Below are 14,421 nucleotides of genomic sequence, written 5' to 3'. Positions count from 1 at the left end.
CCTCGCTTCGCGAAGCCGGATGGGGGTGTTGGAAGAAACGCCGACTGTGCCTAATCTGTCGCAATGCCGCACCAGCCTGTTCCGCCGACCAAGCGCGGTTTCGCAAAAACCTTGCGCCGTGAGATGACGGACGCGGAGCATAAACTTTGGAAGGAGTTGCGCGGGCGGCGGCTCGACCGCATCAAATTCCGGCGTCAGGTGCCCATCGGACCCTACGTGGCCGATTTCTGCTGTCTCGAAGCCATGCTGATTGTCGAACTCGATGGCAGCCAGCACGCGGGGGCGGTCCGCGACGATATCCGGACGGCCGAGCTGCGGGCACGCGGCTTTCGCGTGCTGCGGTTCTGGAACGACGAGGTGCTGAGGGAACTGGATTCCACCTGCGATACGATCATCGCGTTTGCACGGGATACGAGTTTGCAGCCGTGGCGGTGAGGCGCTTTTTTCTTCACCCCTTGTGGGGTGAGGAGCGGTCGGCCGAAGGCCGAGAAAAGGCCAACTATTTGGCTTTTTCAGCGACGAACGCCCGGAGCGAAAGCGGAGGGCGGTGGCGAAGCGAGGTCGGATGAGGGGTGTTGGACGGAGCTCAATTCTTCGAGAATTTCGCCCGGTGCCTGGATCTGCGCCGTCTCATTTCTTCCAGCACCCCTCATCCGTCGCCTGATCTTTCGCTCACTGCGTTCGCTCGAGGGCGACACTTCTCCCGCAAGGGGAGAAGGTGGAGTTTCGCGCCGGCCCTGCCGCCAGTCGCCAACGTTCGAGATTTGCGGAGACGAAGCGGCAGCCTTTTACCTTCTCCCCTTGTGGGAGAAGGTGGATCGGCCGAAGGCCGAGACGGATGAGGGGTGTTGGACGGAGATCGACACTTCCAAGAATTCGCCCGGTCCCCGATCCTGCGCCATCTCATTCCTTCCAACACCCCTCATCCGTCGCCTTTTCTCGTTCTTGCTTCGCAAGTCCGAGGACGACACCTTCTCCCACAAGGGGAGAAGGGGGCATTTCGCGCCGGCCTTGCCGCCAATCGTCAACGTTGGAGATTTGCGGAGACGAAGCGGCAGCCTTTTACCTTCTCCCCTTGTGGGAGAAGGTGGATCGGCCGAAGGCCGAGACGGATGAGGGGTGTTGGACGGAGCTCAATTCTTCGAGAATTTCGCCCGGTGCCCGGCCCTGCGTCGACTCGTTTCTTCCAACACCCCTCATCCGTCGCCCGATCTCGACGTTGCTTCGCAACGCCGAGGGCGACACCTTCTCCCACAAGGGGAGAAGGTGGAGTTTCGCGCTGGCCTTGCCACCAATCGCCGACGTTGGAGATTTGCCGAGACGTTGCGGCAGCTTTTCCCTTCTCCCGTATATGGAGAACGAGTCGATTAATAATGCCACCTATTGAATCGCTCGTAATCTCGCCAATACAAAGCGCTTAATCTGACCGACGTCCAAAAATTCTATCAAGAACGTCTGCGTCGTTAGTCTCGGCATCCAAAATAAAGCTATCCATTCTATCGTTCTGTGCTGGGCCCTCAGAGGGTCTAGCAAGAACAGTAAATTCTTTCTTCGAGCCAATTCCATATCTCCGAGCGAAACTTTGCGTGCTGAAGGCATATCTTCATGGACGTGAATCAGCAGGCCATCAAAATAGAAGCGGAAGAATGTTGACTCCGTATCTTCCTCGCCATCGATAGCCGGGAAGATCTTAGTCTCCTTCGTCGGTGATTGGTTGTGCAGGGCTCCCTTGGTCACAAACTGGATTAGTGTGACAGGGAACATCGACATTGGCTCGGGATTGCCACGTATCACCATCTGTCGAAGACATTCGAGACGGTCAGCTTCTAAGCTAACGTTGACAACCGCACGCATCTCACTAGCTGCCGCACGCCAAAGGAGGCTAAGAGCGAACAATCTGATACGTTCAGGGTTGATAGACGTAACCTTGCGGAAGCACCAACTACCAAACGGTTGAGGGAGGTCAAAGGAAGGCTCTAAACCGTCCAATTCCGACGGTTCCTCGCCCTCCCAGCCACTCCAAACAAGTTTTAGTCTCCTGAATTCTCGAACAGCAAAGTCGTCGTAGCGCTCCAGGATGTCCTCCCCCGAACGCGTCACCAAGTTCCGATCATACCAAGAATCGTGAACACGGATCGGACGAAGGCCAATTCCTGATTCTATGCGCGGAGCATGAGAATCCTTGAAGCGCGTAAAGGCCTTAGGAATTAAATGGCTGCGTACCAACGCTCCGTTTTGGCCGGTGAGTTTGCATACTCCATATGGCTTTGGCACAATTTGCCTCGCCTCAACTACACCCGCTGGTCGCCCCGCACGTATCGCACTTCTCGCAAGTCCCATTCCGCACCATCGTGAAATTCTGGCACTCCGAGCACATGTTGCCGGTATAACCCTGCATCAGCGCCTGCTGCCTTCGTTCGGCGGCGAGGGCTTTTGCGGCGGAGGCGTCGGCCTGGGCCTTGTCGGTGAACAGGGCGGTAGTAGCGGACGGCGCGTCGAACAGGTCCGGCCCGTCCTCCATCTCGATGTCCTCGGCGAACTCCGCCGCGCGTTCCTCGTAGTCGCGCTTGAAGGCGGTGGATTCTTCCGTCCGCTCCGAGGCGAGCGGTTTCAGCGCGGTGACCGTGCTGCCGGTGAAGGCGCGCACGTTGGAGCTGGCGGCGGTCGGCGCGGCGCGGACGGGGGTGGCGGCGGGCGACGAGCCCCCGGCGCTGCCGCCGGCAAAGCCCTTGGGCTCGGCGGATTTGGCCACCAGCGTCGGCTTGTGGCCGCGCGTCCAGCCGGTGGAGACGAGGTTGGTCTTGCCTTCCTCGATGCCGCGGCCGAGCGCCGTGTTGCCGAAGTCGGACGTGTCGACATGGGCAAGGTCGTTGCGGCCGAGGTAGCTGACGGCGAGCTCGCGGAACACGTAGTCGAGGATCGAGGTGGCATTCTTGATCGCGTCGTTGCCGATGACCACGCCCGCCGGCTCGAATTTGGTGAAGGTGAAGGCCTCCACATATTCCTCCAGCGGCACGCCATATTGCAGGCCGATCGAGATGGCGATGGCGTAGCTGTTCATCATGGCCCGGAAGGCCGCGCCCTCCTTGTGCATGTCGATAAAAATCTCGCCGAGGCGGCCGTCCCCGAACTCGCCGGTGCGCAGGTAGACCTTGTGGCCGCCGACGATCGCCTTCTGGGTATAACCCTGGCGGCGGTTCGGCAGTTTTTCGCGGTCGCGGTAGAGGCGCTCGACCACGCGCTCGACGATCTTTTCGGTGACCTGCACGGCCTTGGCGGCGGCGGGCGCGGCGACCAGCGCCTCGACGGCATCGTCCTCGTCCTCCTCGTCGTCGGCGATAAGGGAGGCGTTGAGCGGCTGCGACAGTTTCGAGCCGTCGCGGTAGAGCGCGTTGGCCTTCAGCGCCAGCTTCCACGAGAGCATGTAGGCGCTCTTGCAGTCGTCGACGGTGGCGTCGTTCGGCATGTTGATGGTTTTGGAGATTGCGCCCGAAATGAAGGGCTGCGCCGCGGCCATCATGCGGATGTGGGATTCAACCGAAAGGTAGCGCTTGCCGATCTTGCCGCAGGGATTGGCGCAGTCGAACACCGGCAGGTGTTCTGCTTTCAGGAAGGGCGCGCCTTCGAGCGTCATGGCGCCGCAGACATGGATGTTGGCGGCCTCGATTTCCTTGCGGGTGAAGCCCAGCGAGGCCAGCATATCGAGCGAAAAATCGTTGAGTTGCTCGTCGGTGAAGCCAAGCGCGGTCTTCACCCAGTCGGCGCCGAGCGTCCACTGGTTGAAGGCGAATTTGATGTCGAAGGCCGACTTCAGCGCGGCGTTGACGGTGGCGATCTTCTCGTCCGAAAAACCTTTCGACCGCAGCGAGCCGGGGTTGATGCCGGGCGCCTGGTTCAAATTGCCGTGGCCGACCGCATAGGCGTCGATCTCGGCGATCTGGGATTCGGAGTAGCCCAGCGTGCGCAGCGCCTCGGGCACGGCGGCGTTGATGATCTTGAAATAGCCGCCGCCGGCGAGTTTTTTGAACTTCACCAGCGCGAAATCGGGCTCGATGCCGGTGGTGTCGCAATCCATGACCAGGCCGATCGTGCCGGTGGGCGCGATCACGGTGGCCTGCGCGTTGCGGAAACCATGCTCCTCGCCGAGTTCTATCGCGCGGTCCCACGCGGCCTTGGCGTGTTCGCCGAGGGCAGCCTGCTTGAGGTCGGCATGGGCCAGCGGCACGGGATTGACGGCGAGCTTTTCGTAGCCGTCGCGGTCGCCGTAAGCGGCGCGGCGGTGGTTGCGCATGACCCGCAGCATGTGCGTGGAATTGCGGTCATAGTCCGGGAAGGCGCCGAGCTCGCCGGCCATTTCGGCCGAAGTGGCGTAGGCGACGCCGGTCATGATGGCGGTGAGCGCGGCGCAGATGGCGCGGCCCTCGGCCGAATCGTAGGGGATGCCGGAGGTCATCAGCAGGCCGCCGATATTGGCGTAGCCGAGGCCCAGCGTGCGGTAGTCGTAGGAGAGCTTTGCGATCTCCTTCGACGGGAACTGCGCCATCATGACCGAGATTTCGAGCACGATGGTCCACAGGCGCACCGTGTGCTCGTAGGCGGCGATGTCGATCGTGCCGTCGGCATTGCGGTATGGCAGAAGATTGATCGACGCCAGGTTGCAGGCCGTGTCGTCCAAAAACATGTATTCCGAGCAGGGATTGGATGCACGGATGGCGCCGGCGGACACGCAGGTGTGCCAGTCGTTCATGGTGGTGTTGAAATGCAGGCCCGGATCGGCGGAGGCCCAGGCGGCGTAGCCGATCTTTTCCCACAGATCCCTGGCCTTAAGCGTCTTCACCGTCTTGCCGCTGATGCGGCCGGTGAGGTTCCAGTCCTCGTCCTTCTCCACCGCGCGCAGGAAATTGTCCTTGAGCGAGATCGAGTTGTTGGAGTTCTGGCCGGACACGGTGAGGTAGGCGTCGGAATCCCAGTCGGTGTCGTAGGTCTGGAAGTCGATCGCGGTGTAGCCCTGCTTCGCGAACTGGATGACGCGCTTGACGTAATTTTCCGGGACGGAATTCTTCTTGGCGGCCCTGATCTCGCGCTTCAGCGCGGTGTTGACCGACGGATCGAAACAGTCGTCATCATGGCCTTCGCAGTTGACGCAGGCCTTCATGATGGCGGTCAGGTGCTTCTTGACGATTTTCGAGCCGGTGACGAGGGAAGCGACTTTTTCCTCTTCCTTCACCTTCCAGTTGATGAAGGCCTCGATATCGGGGTGGTCGGCGTCGACGATGACCATCTTTGCGGCGCGGCGCGTCGTGCCGCCCGACTTGATGGCGCCGGCGGCGCGGTCGCCGATCTTGAGGAAGGACATGAGGCCCGACGACTTGCCGCCGCCGGACAGGCGCTCGCCTTCGCCGCGCAGCATCGAAAAATTCGAGCCGGTGCCGGAGCCGTATTTGAACAGACGCGCCTCGCGCACCCAGAGATCCATGATGCCGCCCTCGTTGACGAGGTCGTCGGCCACGCCTTGGATGAAGCAGGCATGCGGCTGCGGATGCTCATAGGCTGATTTCGACTTGGTCAGTTTTCCGGTGAAGGGGTCGACATAAAAATGGCCCTGGCCGGGGCCGTCAATGCCATAAGCCCAGTGCAGGCCGGTGTTGAACCACTGCGGCGAGTTCGGCGCCACGCGCTGGGTGGCGAGCATGTAGGCGAGCTCGTCGCGGAAGGTTCGAGCGTCCTCCTCCGAGGTGAAATAGCCGCCCTTGAAACCCCAATAGGTCCAGGTGCCGGCGAGCCGGTCGAAGACCTGGCGGGCGTCGGTTTCCGAACCGTAGCGCTGGTCGGCGGGCAGGGCGGCAAGGGCGGCTTCGTCGGGCACGGAGCGCCACAGGAAGGAGGGGACGGACGTCTCCTCGACCTTCTTCAGCCGCGCCGGCACGCCCGCCTTGCGGAAATACTTTTGCGCGAGGATGTCGGCGGCGACCTGGGAGAACTGCGCCGGCACGTCGATGTCGGCCAGGCGGAAGACGATGGAGCCGTCCGGATTCTTGATTTCGCTCACCGCCTTGCGGAACGCGATCTCCGCATAAGGCGACTGGCCGGACTTGGTGAAACGCCGCTCGATCAGCATCGGTATCAGTCCTTCATCAATCTATATATAGCGCCCGCCCGCCAGTCTTAAACCGGCCTTCACGGGCCGGGCGCCTGTCCACCGCTCGCCGCGGTCCTCATGGCCGCGACAGTCCCGCTCCGTCGCCTTCCGCTGGTCGGGAAGACAGCCCCCGTGGAGCGCATTTTCAGTCTCGCAAACTGGTCCGTACCGACCTTTTTCGCGAACCCGTCGTGATTTTCCGAAAGTTGGCTAATCACTTCATCTAGCGTCTATCGTCTCCGGTAAACGCTAAATATAGGTTAACCACACCTTTCTTGCCACTTTTTCCCGCACCCGCGCGCGAAAAACCGGACACAGGCGAGCCATGCGCATCCGCCCGCCGGGATGGCGGCCAAATGCCTGGAAACGCTTGGAGATCCGCTGAATCAGACCAGCGGTAGAGCCGCCGGTCGCGCCCTCAACAGGAGCACATGATCCATATGAGACGACTCGTCCGACGGCGTCAACGATTCGTTTGTGCAGCTTTTGTGACCCCAATATCTTGTGGGTCGGAGATGTGGATAACGGGGATGGTGGCGCGCACCGGGTGAAGATGAGTTGGTGTTTCGGGCTGGCTTTTCTGACCATCCTGGACCTTACGGGAAGGTGGGAGCGGCTTCTTGGGAAGATGTAAGGTCTTGCCCGGCCGGTCGACGAATACAGCGGACGGAATCGTCCCCTTGGGCAGGCGCCGATTGAGGGCTGATGCGAGCTCAGTCGGCGAAATCCCGGCGCGGCGCGCCTCTGGCCGCCGGACCTTGTACGCTCGTCGATTGTGCTAATTTGCACATACATTTGTGCCAGTCGTAACAGCCCCGTATCTCTCGACACTCTGCGGCGACATTGCGCTGTTGCAGACCGGGCCGACACCTGCCGGTGTGAAATTCTTCCTTGAGCCGCACCCGGCGCGCGCTGAAAAGAGCCCGCCGGCCGGATGACCGGCTTGCATCAGGCGCGAAAGCGAGCGCCGCTGATCGAGGGCTACCCATGGCAATCTTTACAGGCAGCGACGCCGACGAAACCATCACTCCGGATCTGGTTTCTCCAACGGTCCTCGCAGACGGTGGGCCACGCCCCGGCGCAGGCGACGACGTCCTGAACGGCAATGGCGGCAATGACACGCTGGCTGGCGGCGGCGGCAACGATCAGATGTTGGGTGGCGCTGGCAACGACCGCATGATCTGGAATTCCAGTGATGGCTCCGACCTGATGGAGGGCGGCGACGACATCGATACGGCCGAGGCCAATGGCGGCAGCGGCGACGAGGTTTTTTCCGTGACCGCGAACGGCACGCGGGTGCGCTTCGATGTGCTGGACCCTACGCCGTCGTTTCTCGATATCGGCACGACGGAGACGCTCGTCGTCAACATGGGTGGCGGCAACGACAAGATCTCGATGGTCGGCAACTTGGCGGCGCTGATCAAGATCACGGTCGACGGCGGAGCGGGCAACGACACCATCCTCGGCGGCAATGGCGCCGACACCCTTTTCGGCGGCGAGGGTAACGACTTCGTCGACGGCAACCAGGGCAACGACACCGCCTTCCTCGGTGTCGGCGACGATATTTTTCAGTGGGATCCCGGCGACGGCAACGATATTGTCGAAGGGCAGGGCGGTTTCGACGCGCTCTCTTTCAACGGCGCCAACATCAACGAGATCATTAGCATCTCCGCCAATGGCGGACGGGCGTTGTTCACGCGCAACATCGCCAACATCGTCATGGACCTGGACGACGTCGAGAGCGTCAAGCACCAGGCGCTCGGCGGCGCAGACATAATCAATGTCAACGACCTTTCTGGCACCGACGTCAAACAAGTTGAAGTCAACCTCTCCGGCATAATCGGCGGCGCGGCCGGCGATGGCGCGGTGGACGATGTCTCCGTGGCCGGGACCAATGGCGCCGAGACGATCAAGGTCACCGGCGGCGCTTCCAACATCAATGTCGCGGGTGTTGCCGCAGCGGTGAAGATCACCACGCTGGAAGCCAACGATATCGTCCGGGTCAATGCGCTGGGCGGCAACGATACCGTCGACGCGGGTGCAGCCCTGCACGGGGTCGTGCTCAACGGAGGCGCCGGCGATGACACGCTGAAGGGCGGCAGCGGCGCGGACATTCTTCAGGGCGGCGACGACAAGGACACGCTCACCGGCGGCCTCGGCGGCGACCAGATGCTGGGCGAAGGCGGTAACGACCGCATGGTCTGGAATTCCGGCGACGGCACAGACCTGATGGAAGGCGGCGACGGCACCGACACCGCCGAAGTCAATGGCAGCGGCGGCTCGGAGGAGTTTTCGATCACTGCCAATGGCACGCGCGTGCGCTTCGACCGGCTCAATCCCAGTCCGTCGGCGCTGGACATCGGCACGACCGAAAACCTCGTGGTCAACATGGGCGACGGCGACGACACGATTTCCATGACGGGAAATCTCGCGGCCCTGATCCAGATCAAGGCCGACGGAGGCGAGGGCAACGACACCATTTTGGGCAGCAATGGCGCCGACCTTCTCATGGGCGGCAACGGCAACGATTTCGTTGATGGCCAGCAGGGCAGCGACGTGGCGCTGCTCGGTGCGGGCGATGACGTCTTTCAGTGGGATCCGGGCGACGGCAACGACACGGTCGAAGGGCAGGACGGCCTCGATACGCTCAACTTCAATGGCGCGAACATCAACGAGATCATCGGCATTTCCGCCAATGGCGGACGCGTCCTGTTTACGCGCAACATCGCCAACATCGTCATGGACCTGAACGATGTCGAGCAGATCAGGCACCATGCGCTCGGCGGCGCTGACGTGATCAACGTCAATGACCTGACGGGCACGGATGTGAAGGAGGTGCTGGTCGATCTGGCGGGCGCGCTGGGCGGCACCGCCGGCGATGCGGCGGCCGATCAGGTCAACATCAGCGGCACCAACGGCGGCGATGCGGTCAAGGTCACCGGCGGCTCGGCCAATATGGCGGTGACCGGGCTTTCCACGAAAGTGTTGGTCACCGCGCTGGAAGTCACCGATTCCGTCGTCATCAACACGCTGGGCGGCAACGATGTGGTCGACGCTTCAGCGGCATTGCATGCCGTGGTGGTCAATGGCGGCACTGGAAACGACACGCTGAAAGGCAGCGCCAGCGCCGATTTTCTGGCCGGCGGCGACGATGCCGACACGATATCGGGCGGCGCCGGCAACGATCAGATGTTCGGCGAGGCCGGCAATGACCGCCTGGTGTGGCGATCCGGCAACGGTACGGACCTGGTCGAGGGCGGCGACGGCACCGACACGCTGGAAGTCGACGGCAATGACGGCTCGGAGGTTTTTGCCATCTCGGCGAATGTCGACCGGGTGCGCGTCGAGAGTCTCAATCCGGAACTGTTCTTCCTCGATATTGGGGGCACCGAGTTCCTGGAACTCAACGCCAATGACGGGGATGACGTCGTAACCATGACCGGTGCGCTCGGCACGCTGATCGCGATCAAGGTGAATGGCGGCGCCGGGGACGATACGATCTCCGCGGCGGACGGAGACGACACCCTTGACGGCGGCAGCGGCGCCGACCGGCTGGAAGGCGGTTTCGGCAATGACATCTATCTCGTCGACACGCAGGACGACGTGCTCGTCGAGACGGCGGAACACGGCACGGCCGACCGCGTCATGGCCCGGGTCAGCTATGTGCTGGCCAAGGATGCCGACATCGAACTGCTTACGACGGCTTCGTCGACGGGGACGGCCGCGATCAACCTGACGGGCAATCAATTGGCTCAGGAGATCGTCGGCAATGCCGGAGTAAACACGTTGAAGGATGGCGGCGGTGCGGGCGACGTGTTGCGCGGTCTCGGTGGCAACGACACATACCTTGTGTACAGCGCGGACACGAAGATCGTCGAGGTCTCGGGCCAGGGGACCGCGGACCGGGTGCTTGCCAATGTCGACTACGCCCTCGATTCCACGGCACACATCGAACAACTGGCCACGACCAACAGTTCGGGCAAGGCGGCCATTGACCTTACCGGCAATACGCTCGGCCAGGAGATCATCGGCAATGCCGGCGACAACCGTATCGACGGCAAGGCGGGCAGCGACACGCTGCGCGGGCTGGGTGGCGAAGACACGTTCGTGTTCTCCACCGCGTTGGGCGCCAACAATGTCGACACGATCGTCGACTTCAACGTGGCTGACGACCGCATGCTGCTGTCGGACGCGGTGTTCACGGCGCTGTCCACCGGCGTGCTCGCGGCTTCCGCCTTCCGCATCAACACGAGCGGAATCGCCAACGACGCCAGCGACCGCATCATATACGAGAGCGACACCGGCAAACTGTTCTACGATGCCGACGGCGCCGGCGGCGTGGCTGCTATCCACTTCGCGACGCTGACGGTCGGGCTGAGCCTGACCCATGCGGATTTCTCGGTGTCCTGAGAGCAGATCAGTTCGCGCTGACAGTACCTGTTCCTGCTGCTATGCGGTCGGGAACAGGAGGGCGATGGCGCGGCAAACGTCTGGTTCGATGCGCTGCTCAGGACAGGGCGCTGAGCAGCAGGAAGAGGACTGCCGACAGCATTGCCGAGACCGGCACCGTGGTTACCCATGCCGCGACGATACGGGTCACATGCGCGCGCCTGACGAGCCGCCGGTGGACGATTTCCTGACGGGACACGGACGCGCCCTTGTTGTCGTCCGTTTTCGGTTTTCCCGTTGTGGCGGTTTCCGCAAGACGCTCGGCGTTGCGACGCTCGATGTAGCGGCGGCGCTGCCCGGAATTGGCGATGTACCATTCGCGGAAGAAACCGACGCCGAACACCGACCCTACCGCGATGTGGGTGGAACTGACCGGCAGTCCGAACCATGAGGCGATGATGACTGTCAGCGCCGTCGACAGCGCCACGCAGAAGGCGCGCATCGGATTGAGCCTGGTAATCTCGGCGCCGACCATGCGGACGAGGCGCGGCCCGTAGAGCAGCAGGCCGACCGATATGCCGAGGGCGCCAACCACCATGACCCAGAGCGGAGTACCACCCGCCCCGGCATCGCCCGGCGTGGCGGTTGCCCTGACGATCGCGGCCAGCGGGCCGACAGCGTTGGCGACGTCGTTGGCGCCATGGGCGAAGGAGAGCAGCGCGGCGGAGATGATCAGCGGCGTCCGGAACAGCTTTTTCAGCGACTGGTTGCGGTTCTCCATATTCTTGGAGGCAAGGCGGACCTGCAGATGGGCCAAGGCCCAGATGAAAATGAAACCGACCAGCCCAACTGCCGCCAGCGTCCAGCCCGAGAACACCGCGACATTCTGCAGTCCCTTCAGCGCCAGATAGGTCGAGAATGACCCGGCCATCAGGGCAATCAGCAGCGGCACCCAGAGGCGCGCCGCCGCGATCTTGTCGTCGCGGTAGATGATCGCCGACTCTATGAAAGCCAGAAATGTCGCGGCGATGATGCCGCCGAGGATCGGTGACGCTATCCAGCTCAAAGTGATGGCGCCCATCGCCGGCCAGTTGATCGAGGCGACACCGGCTGCCGCCATCCCGCCGCCGATGACGGCTCCGACGATGGAATGCGTCGTGGAGACGGGCGCGCCGATCCAGGTCGCGAGGTTGATCCACAGCGCCGCGGAGAGCAGGGCGGCGAGCATGACCCGTATCAGCGCCGGGCCATCGACCGACGCCGGCACGACGAGGCCGCCGGAGATCGTGTCGACCACGTCGCTGCCTGCGATCAGCGCGCCGGCCGTCTCGCATACCGCCGCCATGACGAGTGCGCCGCCCATGGTCAGCACCTTGGCGCCGACCGCGGGCCCGACATTGTTGGCGACGTCGTTGGCGCCGATGTTGAGCGCCATGTAAGCGGCAACGGCGGCCGCGGCGACGATGATGACGACCGTCCGCGGCTCGCCGCCCGTAACCACCGACGCGAGGAACGCGGCGAGTGCAAGAAACAGCAAGGCCAGGCCGGGCGCGATCAGTCCCCTGGCGACGACGTTCGTCGCCTCCTCGACCTCACCCAGGCGTGCGAGATCCTTGTCCAGTGTTGTCTTGCGCGGGGATGCGCCGGTCTGTGCCATTACGCCTTGTCCCGGACGGCGATCGAATCAGCCGCCAGGGCAGCTTCGGCGATCAGGATGGGAGAACAACCATGTCGGGAAAATGTCCCCGGACCGGTCAGGCGGCGGAACGTCTCGGATTCAACGAGAATTTGGAGATCAGGTCGGCGAGATCCTGCTCACGCACGCTCCTGGCGGCTTCCAACGGCGAGAACCACTGGCGCTGGCGCTCCTTGCGCTCGGGCCATTTGTCCTTCACCTGATCGATCTCCATCGGGAAGACATGCACCTCGCAACGTTTCTCCGCGCCGGAAGGCTGCAGCTTGGCATAGTAATAGCAGCCGAGCTCGGAATGCGCGACCGCGCCGTCAATGCCGGCTTCTTCCGATGCCTCGCGGGCGGCGGCGTCCCAGAGCGCCTCGCTGCCTTCCGGCCAGCCCTTGGGCAACACCCAGCGGCCGGTGTCGCGGCTGGTGATCAGCATGATCTCGACGCCGTCCGGCCCCTTGCGCCAGGGCAAAGCCGCGACTTGCACACGACAGGGCGCGCCGCCGAGAAGGCGTCTCACCCTGTCGGCGAAATAGCTCCGCCGGCTGTGCCCGATGACCATTTTCAGTGCTGCTCCCGCCCGGGATTCATTTGCCGTCTCATAAGTATTACGGTTAATTCTCCGTAGGAAAAGTAAAAAATGTGGAAATCGATACACTTTCCAAAGTCGGGGAAAGCCCCTTTTTCCACAAGTTCAACCCACATGATCGTCCGCGATAGGTTTCTGATAGGTGAAACCCATGTCCCATGGAAAATAAATCCATGTGTCTTGTGACACCTCAGTCACGAATGTGTCGACCAACGGCCGGCCCTTGGGCTTTGCGTATATAGTGGCGAAATGGGCCTTTGGCATCATGGCGCGGACGACGGCGGCGGTTTTTCCGGTGTCGGTGAGATCATCGATGATGAGCACGCCCTGACCTTCGTTCTCCAGCAAGGCCGGCGTGATCTCCTTGAGGATCGTCATTTCCCCCTGCGAGGCGTAGTCGTGATAGGAGGCGACCGAGACGGTCTCGATGACGCGGATGCCGAGTTCGCGCGAAATGATCGCAGCCGGAACGAGGCCGCCACGCGTGATGCAGACGATCGCCCGCCACTGCGTGTTCGCACCGGCCAACCGCCAGGCGAGCGCGCGTGCATCGCGGTGGAACTGATCCCACGAAACGGGAAAGGCCTTTTCGGGCAGGGACATCGAAAACGCACTCCTATGCGCGCAGTCCGCGCGCGAAACGAAAGAGGAATGCGGGTTGAATTAGCGGTGAGTCGCCCGCCTTGGCAAGCCTTTGTCGTGGTCAATGCGACATGAAGCTGGGGACCTGCATTGCGTGCAGCACGCTGCGGGTTACGCCACCGAACAGCATCTGGCGCAACCACGAGTGGCTGTAGGCACCGAGCACCAGCAAATCGGCGCCCGTCGCGGCCACACGGTCGCGGATCACCTCGTCGACGCCGCGCCCGCGGGATGCTTCCGTCGCGACGGTGACTTCCGCGCCGTGGCGCGACAGCGCCGCCGCGAGCGCCGAAGCACTGGCGCCCGCCTCGTCTTCATCCTCCGGCGGGTCCACGACGAAGATCTCGGTCCAGCCCGCCTCGGCAATAAGCGGCAGCGCATCGAAGACGGCGCGGGCGGCCTCCCGGCTGCCGTTCCAGGAGACGAGGATGCGGTTGAAGGACCGCGTCAAGGGCCCTGCATAGGGAACGACCAGCACCGGGCGTCCGGATTCATAAAGTACGCCTTCGACGCTGGGGGCATCGTCGCTGGCCCATTCCGGATTGCGCTGGGCGACGATCACCAGATCGGCCGCGCGCGAGAGGGTGGCGCCCGCATAGGCGCTGTCGCCCGAATAGCTCGTCAGGCTGTGCCAGTCGAAACTCTGGTCGGCCGCCTTCATCCGTTCTGTGAAGAGGGCCTCGACCTCCTTGGTGCGCTCGGCCGCGGCTTCCGTGGCGGTCTCGATGACGCCGACATCGGGAAAACCCACGGCGGCGCTGTAGGCGACGGGGATCGGCTCGGCATGGATGCCGACGATATGGGCGCCCCACGCCTGCGCCAGCGGAACGGCGCAATCGAGAACGCGCTGGGCGTCATCCTTGCTCTGAAGGATCACGGCTATCGTCTTGTAGCTCATCTGACGCTCCCTCGGTCTGCTTGTCCCGCCCGGCGGGTCCTGAAAGAAACTTTGCGCCTGCCGTCCTGGTTCCGGTCCCG

At 62.8% G+C, this 14,421-nt stretch carries 8 protein-coding genes; 2 read left to right on the top strand and 6 right to left on the bottom strand.

What is annotated here, in order from left to right; translation table 11 throughout:
- Positions 1–63: 63 nt before the first annotated feature.
- Entirely contained in the window at positions 64–435 is a 372-nt protein-coding gene (locus ABMA59_RS14470; protein WP_349006067.1) for an endonuclease domain-containing protein, read from the top strand.
- 945 nt (positions 436–1,380) lie between these two features.
- Here ABMA59_RS14470 and ABMA59_RS14465 read toward each other — a convergent pair.
- Positions 1,381–2,274: a hypothetical protein gene (locus tag ABMA59_RS14465; RefSeq protein ID WP_349006066.1), complete on the bottom strand. Its 894-nt coding sequence runs from the start codon at positions 2,272–2,274 to the stop codon at positions 1,381–1,383.
- 13 nt (positions 2,275–2,287) lie between these two features.
- The gene (locus tag ABMA59_RS14460) at positions 2,288–6,118 is read right to left on the bottom strand and encodes a vitamin B12-dependent ribonucleotide reductase (RefSeq protein ID WP_349006065.1); all 3,831 of its coding nucleotides are present in this window, start codon (positions 6,116–6,118) and stop codon (positions 2,288–2,290) included.
- A gap of 1,008 nt (positions 6,119–7,126) precedes the next feature.
- On the opposite strand from ABMA59_RS14460, the gene ABMA59_RS14455 reads away from it, so the two are divergent.
- Complete coding sequence (locus ABMA59_RS14455; RefSeq protein ID WP_349006064.1) at positions 7,127–10,549, top strand: beta strand repeat-containing protein; 3,423 nt, start codon at positions 7,127–7,129, stop codon at positions 10,547–10,549.
- Between the two features lie 97 nt (positions 10,550–10,646).
- On the opposite strand, the gene ABMA59_RS14450 is transcribed toward ABMA59_RS14455, so the two are convergent.
- From ABMA59_RS14450 to ABMA59_RS14435, 4 genes are all read right to left on the bottom strand, one after another.
- Complete coding sequence (locus ABMA59_RS14450; RefSeq protein WP_349006063.1) at positions 10,647–12,185, bottom strand: inorganic phosphate transporter; 1,539 nt, start codon at positions 12,183–12,185, stop codon at positions 10,647–10,649.
- A 97-nt stretch (positions 12,186–12,282) separates the two neighbouring features.
- Positions 12,283–12,774 (bottom strand): NUDIX hydrolase, encoded by a 492-nt coding sequence (locus ABMA59_RS14445; protein ID WP_349006062.1) that lies wholly within the window; start codon positions 12,772–12,774, stop codon positions 12,283–12,285.
- Positions 12,775–12,906: 132 nt separating this feature from the next.
- A complete protein-coding gene (gene gpt / locus ABMA59_RS14440) occupies positions 12,907–13,404 on the bottom strand; it encodes a xanthine phosphoribosyltransferase (RefSeq protein ID WP_349006061.1) in 498 nt (165 codons plus the stop codon).
- A 100-nt stretch (positions 13,405–13,504) separates the two neighbouring features.
- A complete protein-coding gene (locus ABMA59_RS14435; RefSeq protein WP_349006060.1) occupies positions 13,505–14,341 on the bottom strand; it encodes a universal stress protein in 837 nt (278 codons plus the stop codon).
- Between the last annotated feature and the right edge of the window lie 80 nt (positions 14,342–14,421).

Origin of the sequence: Mesorhizobium yinganensis (assembly GCF_040081985.1) — a bacterium.
Taxonomy (GTDB): Bacteria; Pseudomonadota; Alphaproteobacteria; order Rhizobiales; family Rhizobiaceae; genus Kumtagia; species Kumtagia yinganensis.
Note: the sequence above shows the minus strand (reverse complement) of the source record. Positions and strands in the feature narration are given on the sequence as shown.

What these genes read in the sequence shown, in the direction of transcription:
- ABMA59_RS14470 (WP_349006067.1), top strand. Translation starts at nt 64, where the DNA reads ATGCCGCACCAGCCTGTTCCGCCGACCAAGCGCGGTTTCGCAAAAACC.
- ABMA59_RS14460 (WP_349006065.1), bottom strand. Translation starts at nt 6,118, where the DNA reads ATGCTGATCGAGCGGCGTTTCACCAAGTCCGGCCAGTCGCCTTATGCG.
- ABMA59_RS14455 (WP_349006064.1), top strand. Translation starts at nt 7,127, where the DNA reads ATGGCAATCTTTACAGGCAGCGACGCCGACGAAACCATCACTCCGGAT.
- ABMA59_RS14450 (WP_349006063.1), bottom strand. Translation starts at nt 12,185, where the DNA reads ATGGCACAGACCGGCGCATCCCCGCGCAAGACAACACTGGACAAGGAT.
- ABMA59_RS14445 (WP_349006062.1), bottom strand. Translation starts at nt 12,774, where the DNA reads ATGGTCATCGGGCACAGCCGGCGGAGCTATTTCGCCGACAGGGTGAGA.
- gpt (WP_349006061.1), bottom strand. Translation starts at nt 13,404, where the DNA reads ATGTCCCTGCCCGAAAAGGCCTTTCCCGTTTCGTGGGATCAGTTCCAC.
- ABMA59_RS14435 (WP_349006060.1), bottom strand. Translation starts at nt 14,341, where the DNA reads ATGAGCTACAAGACGATAGCCGTGATCCTTCAGAGCAAGGATGACGCC.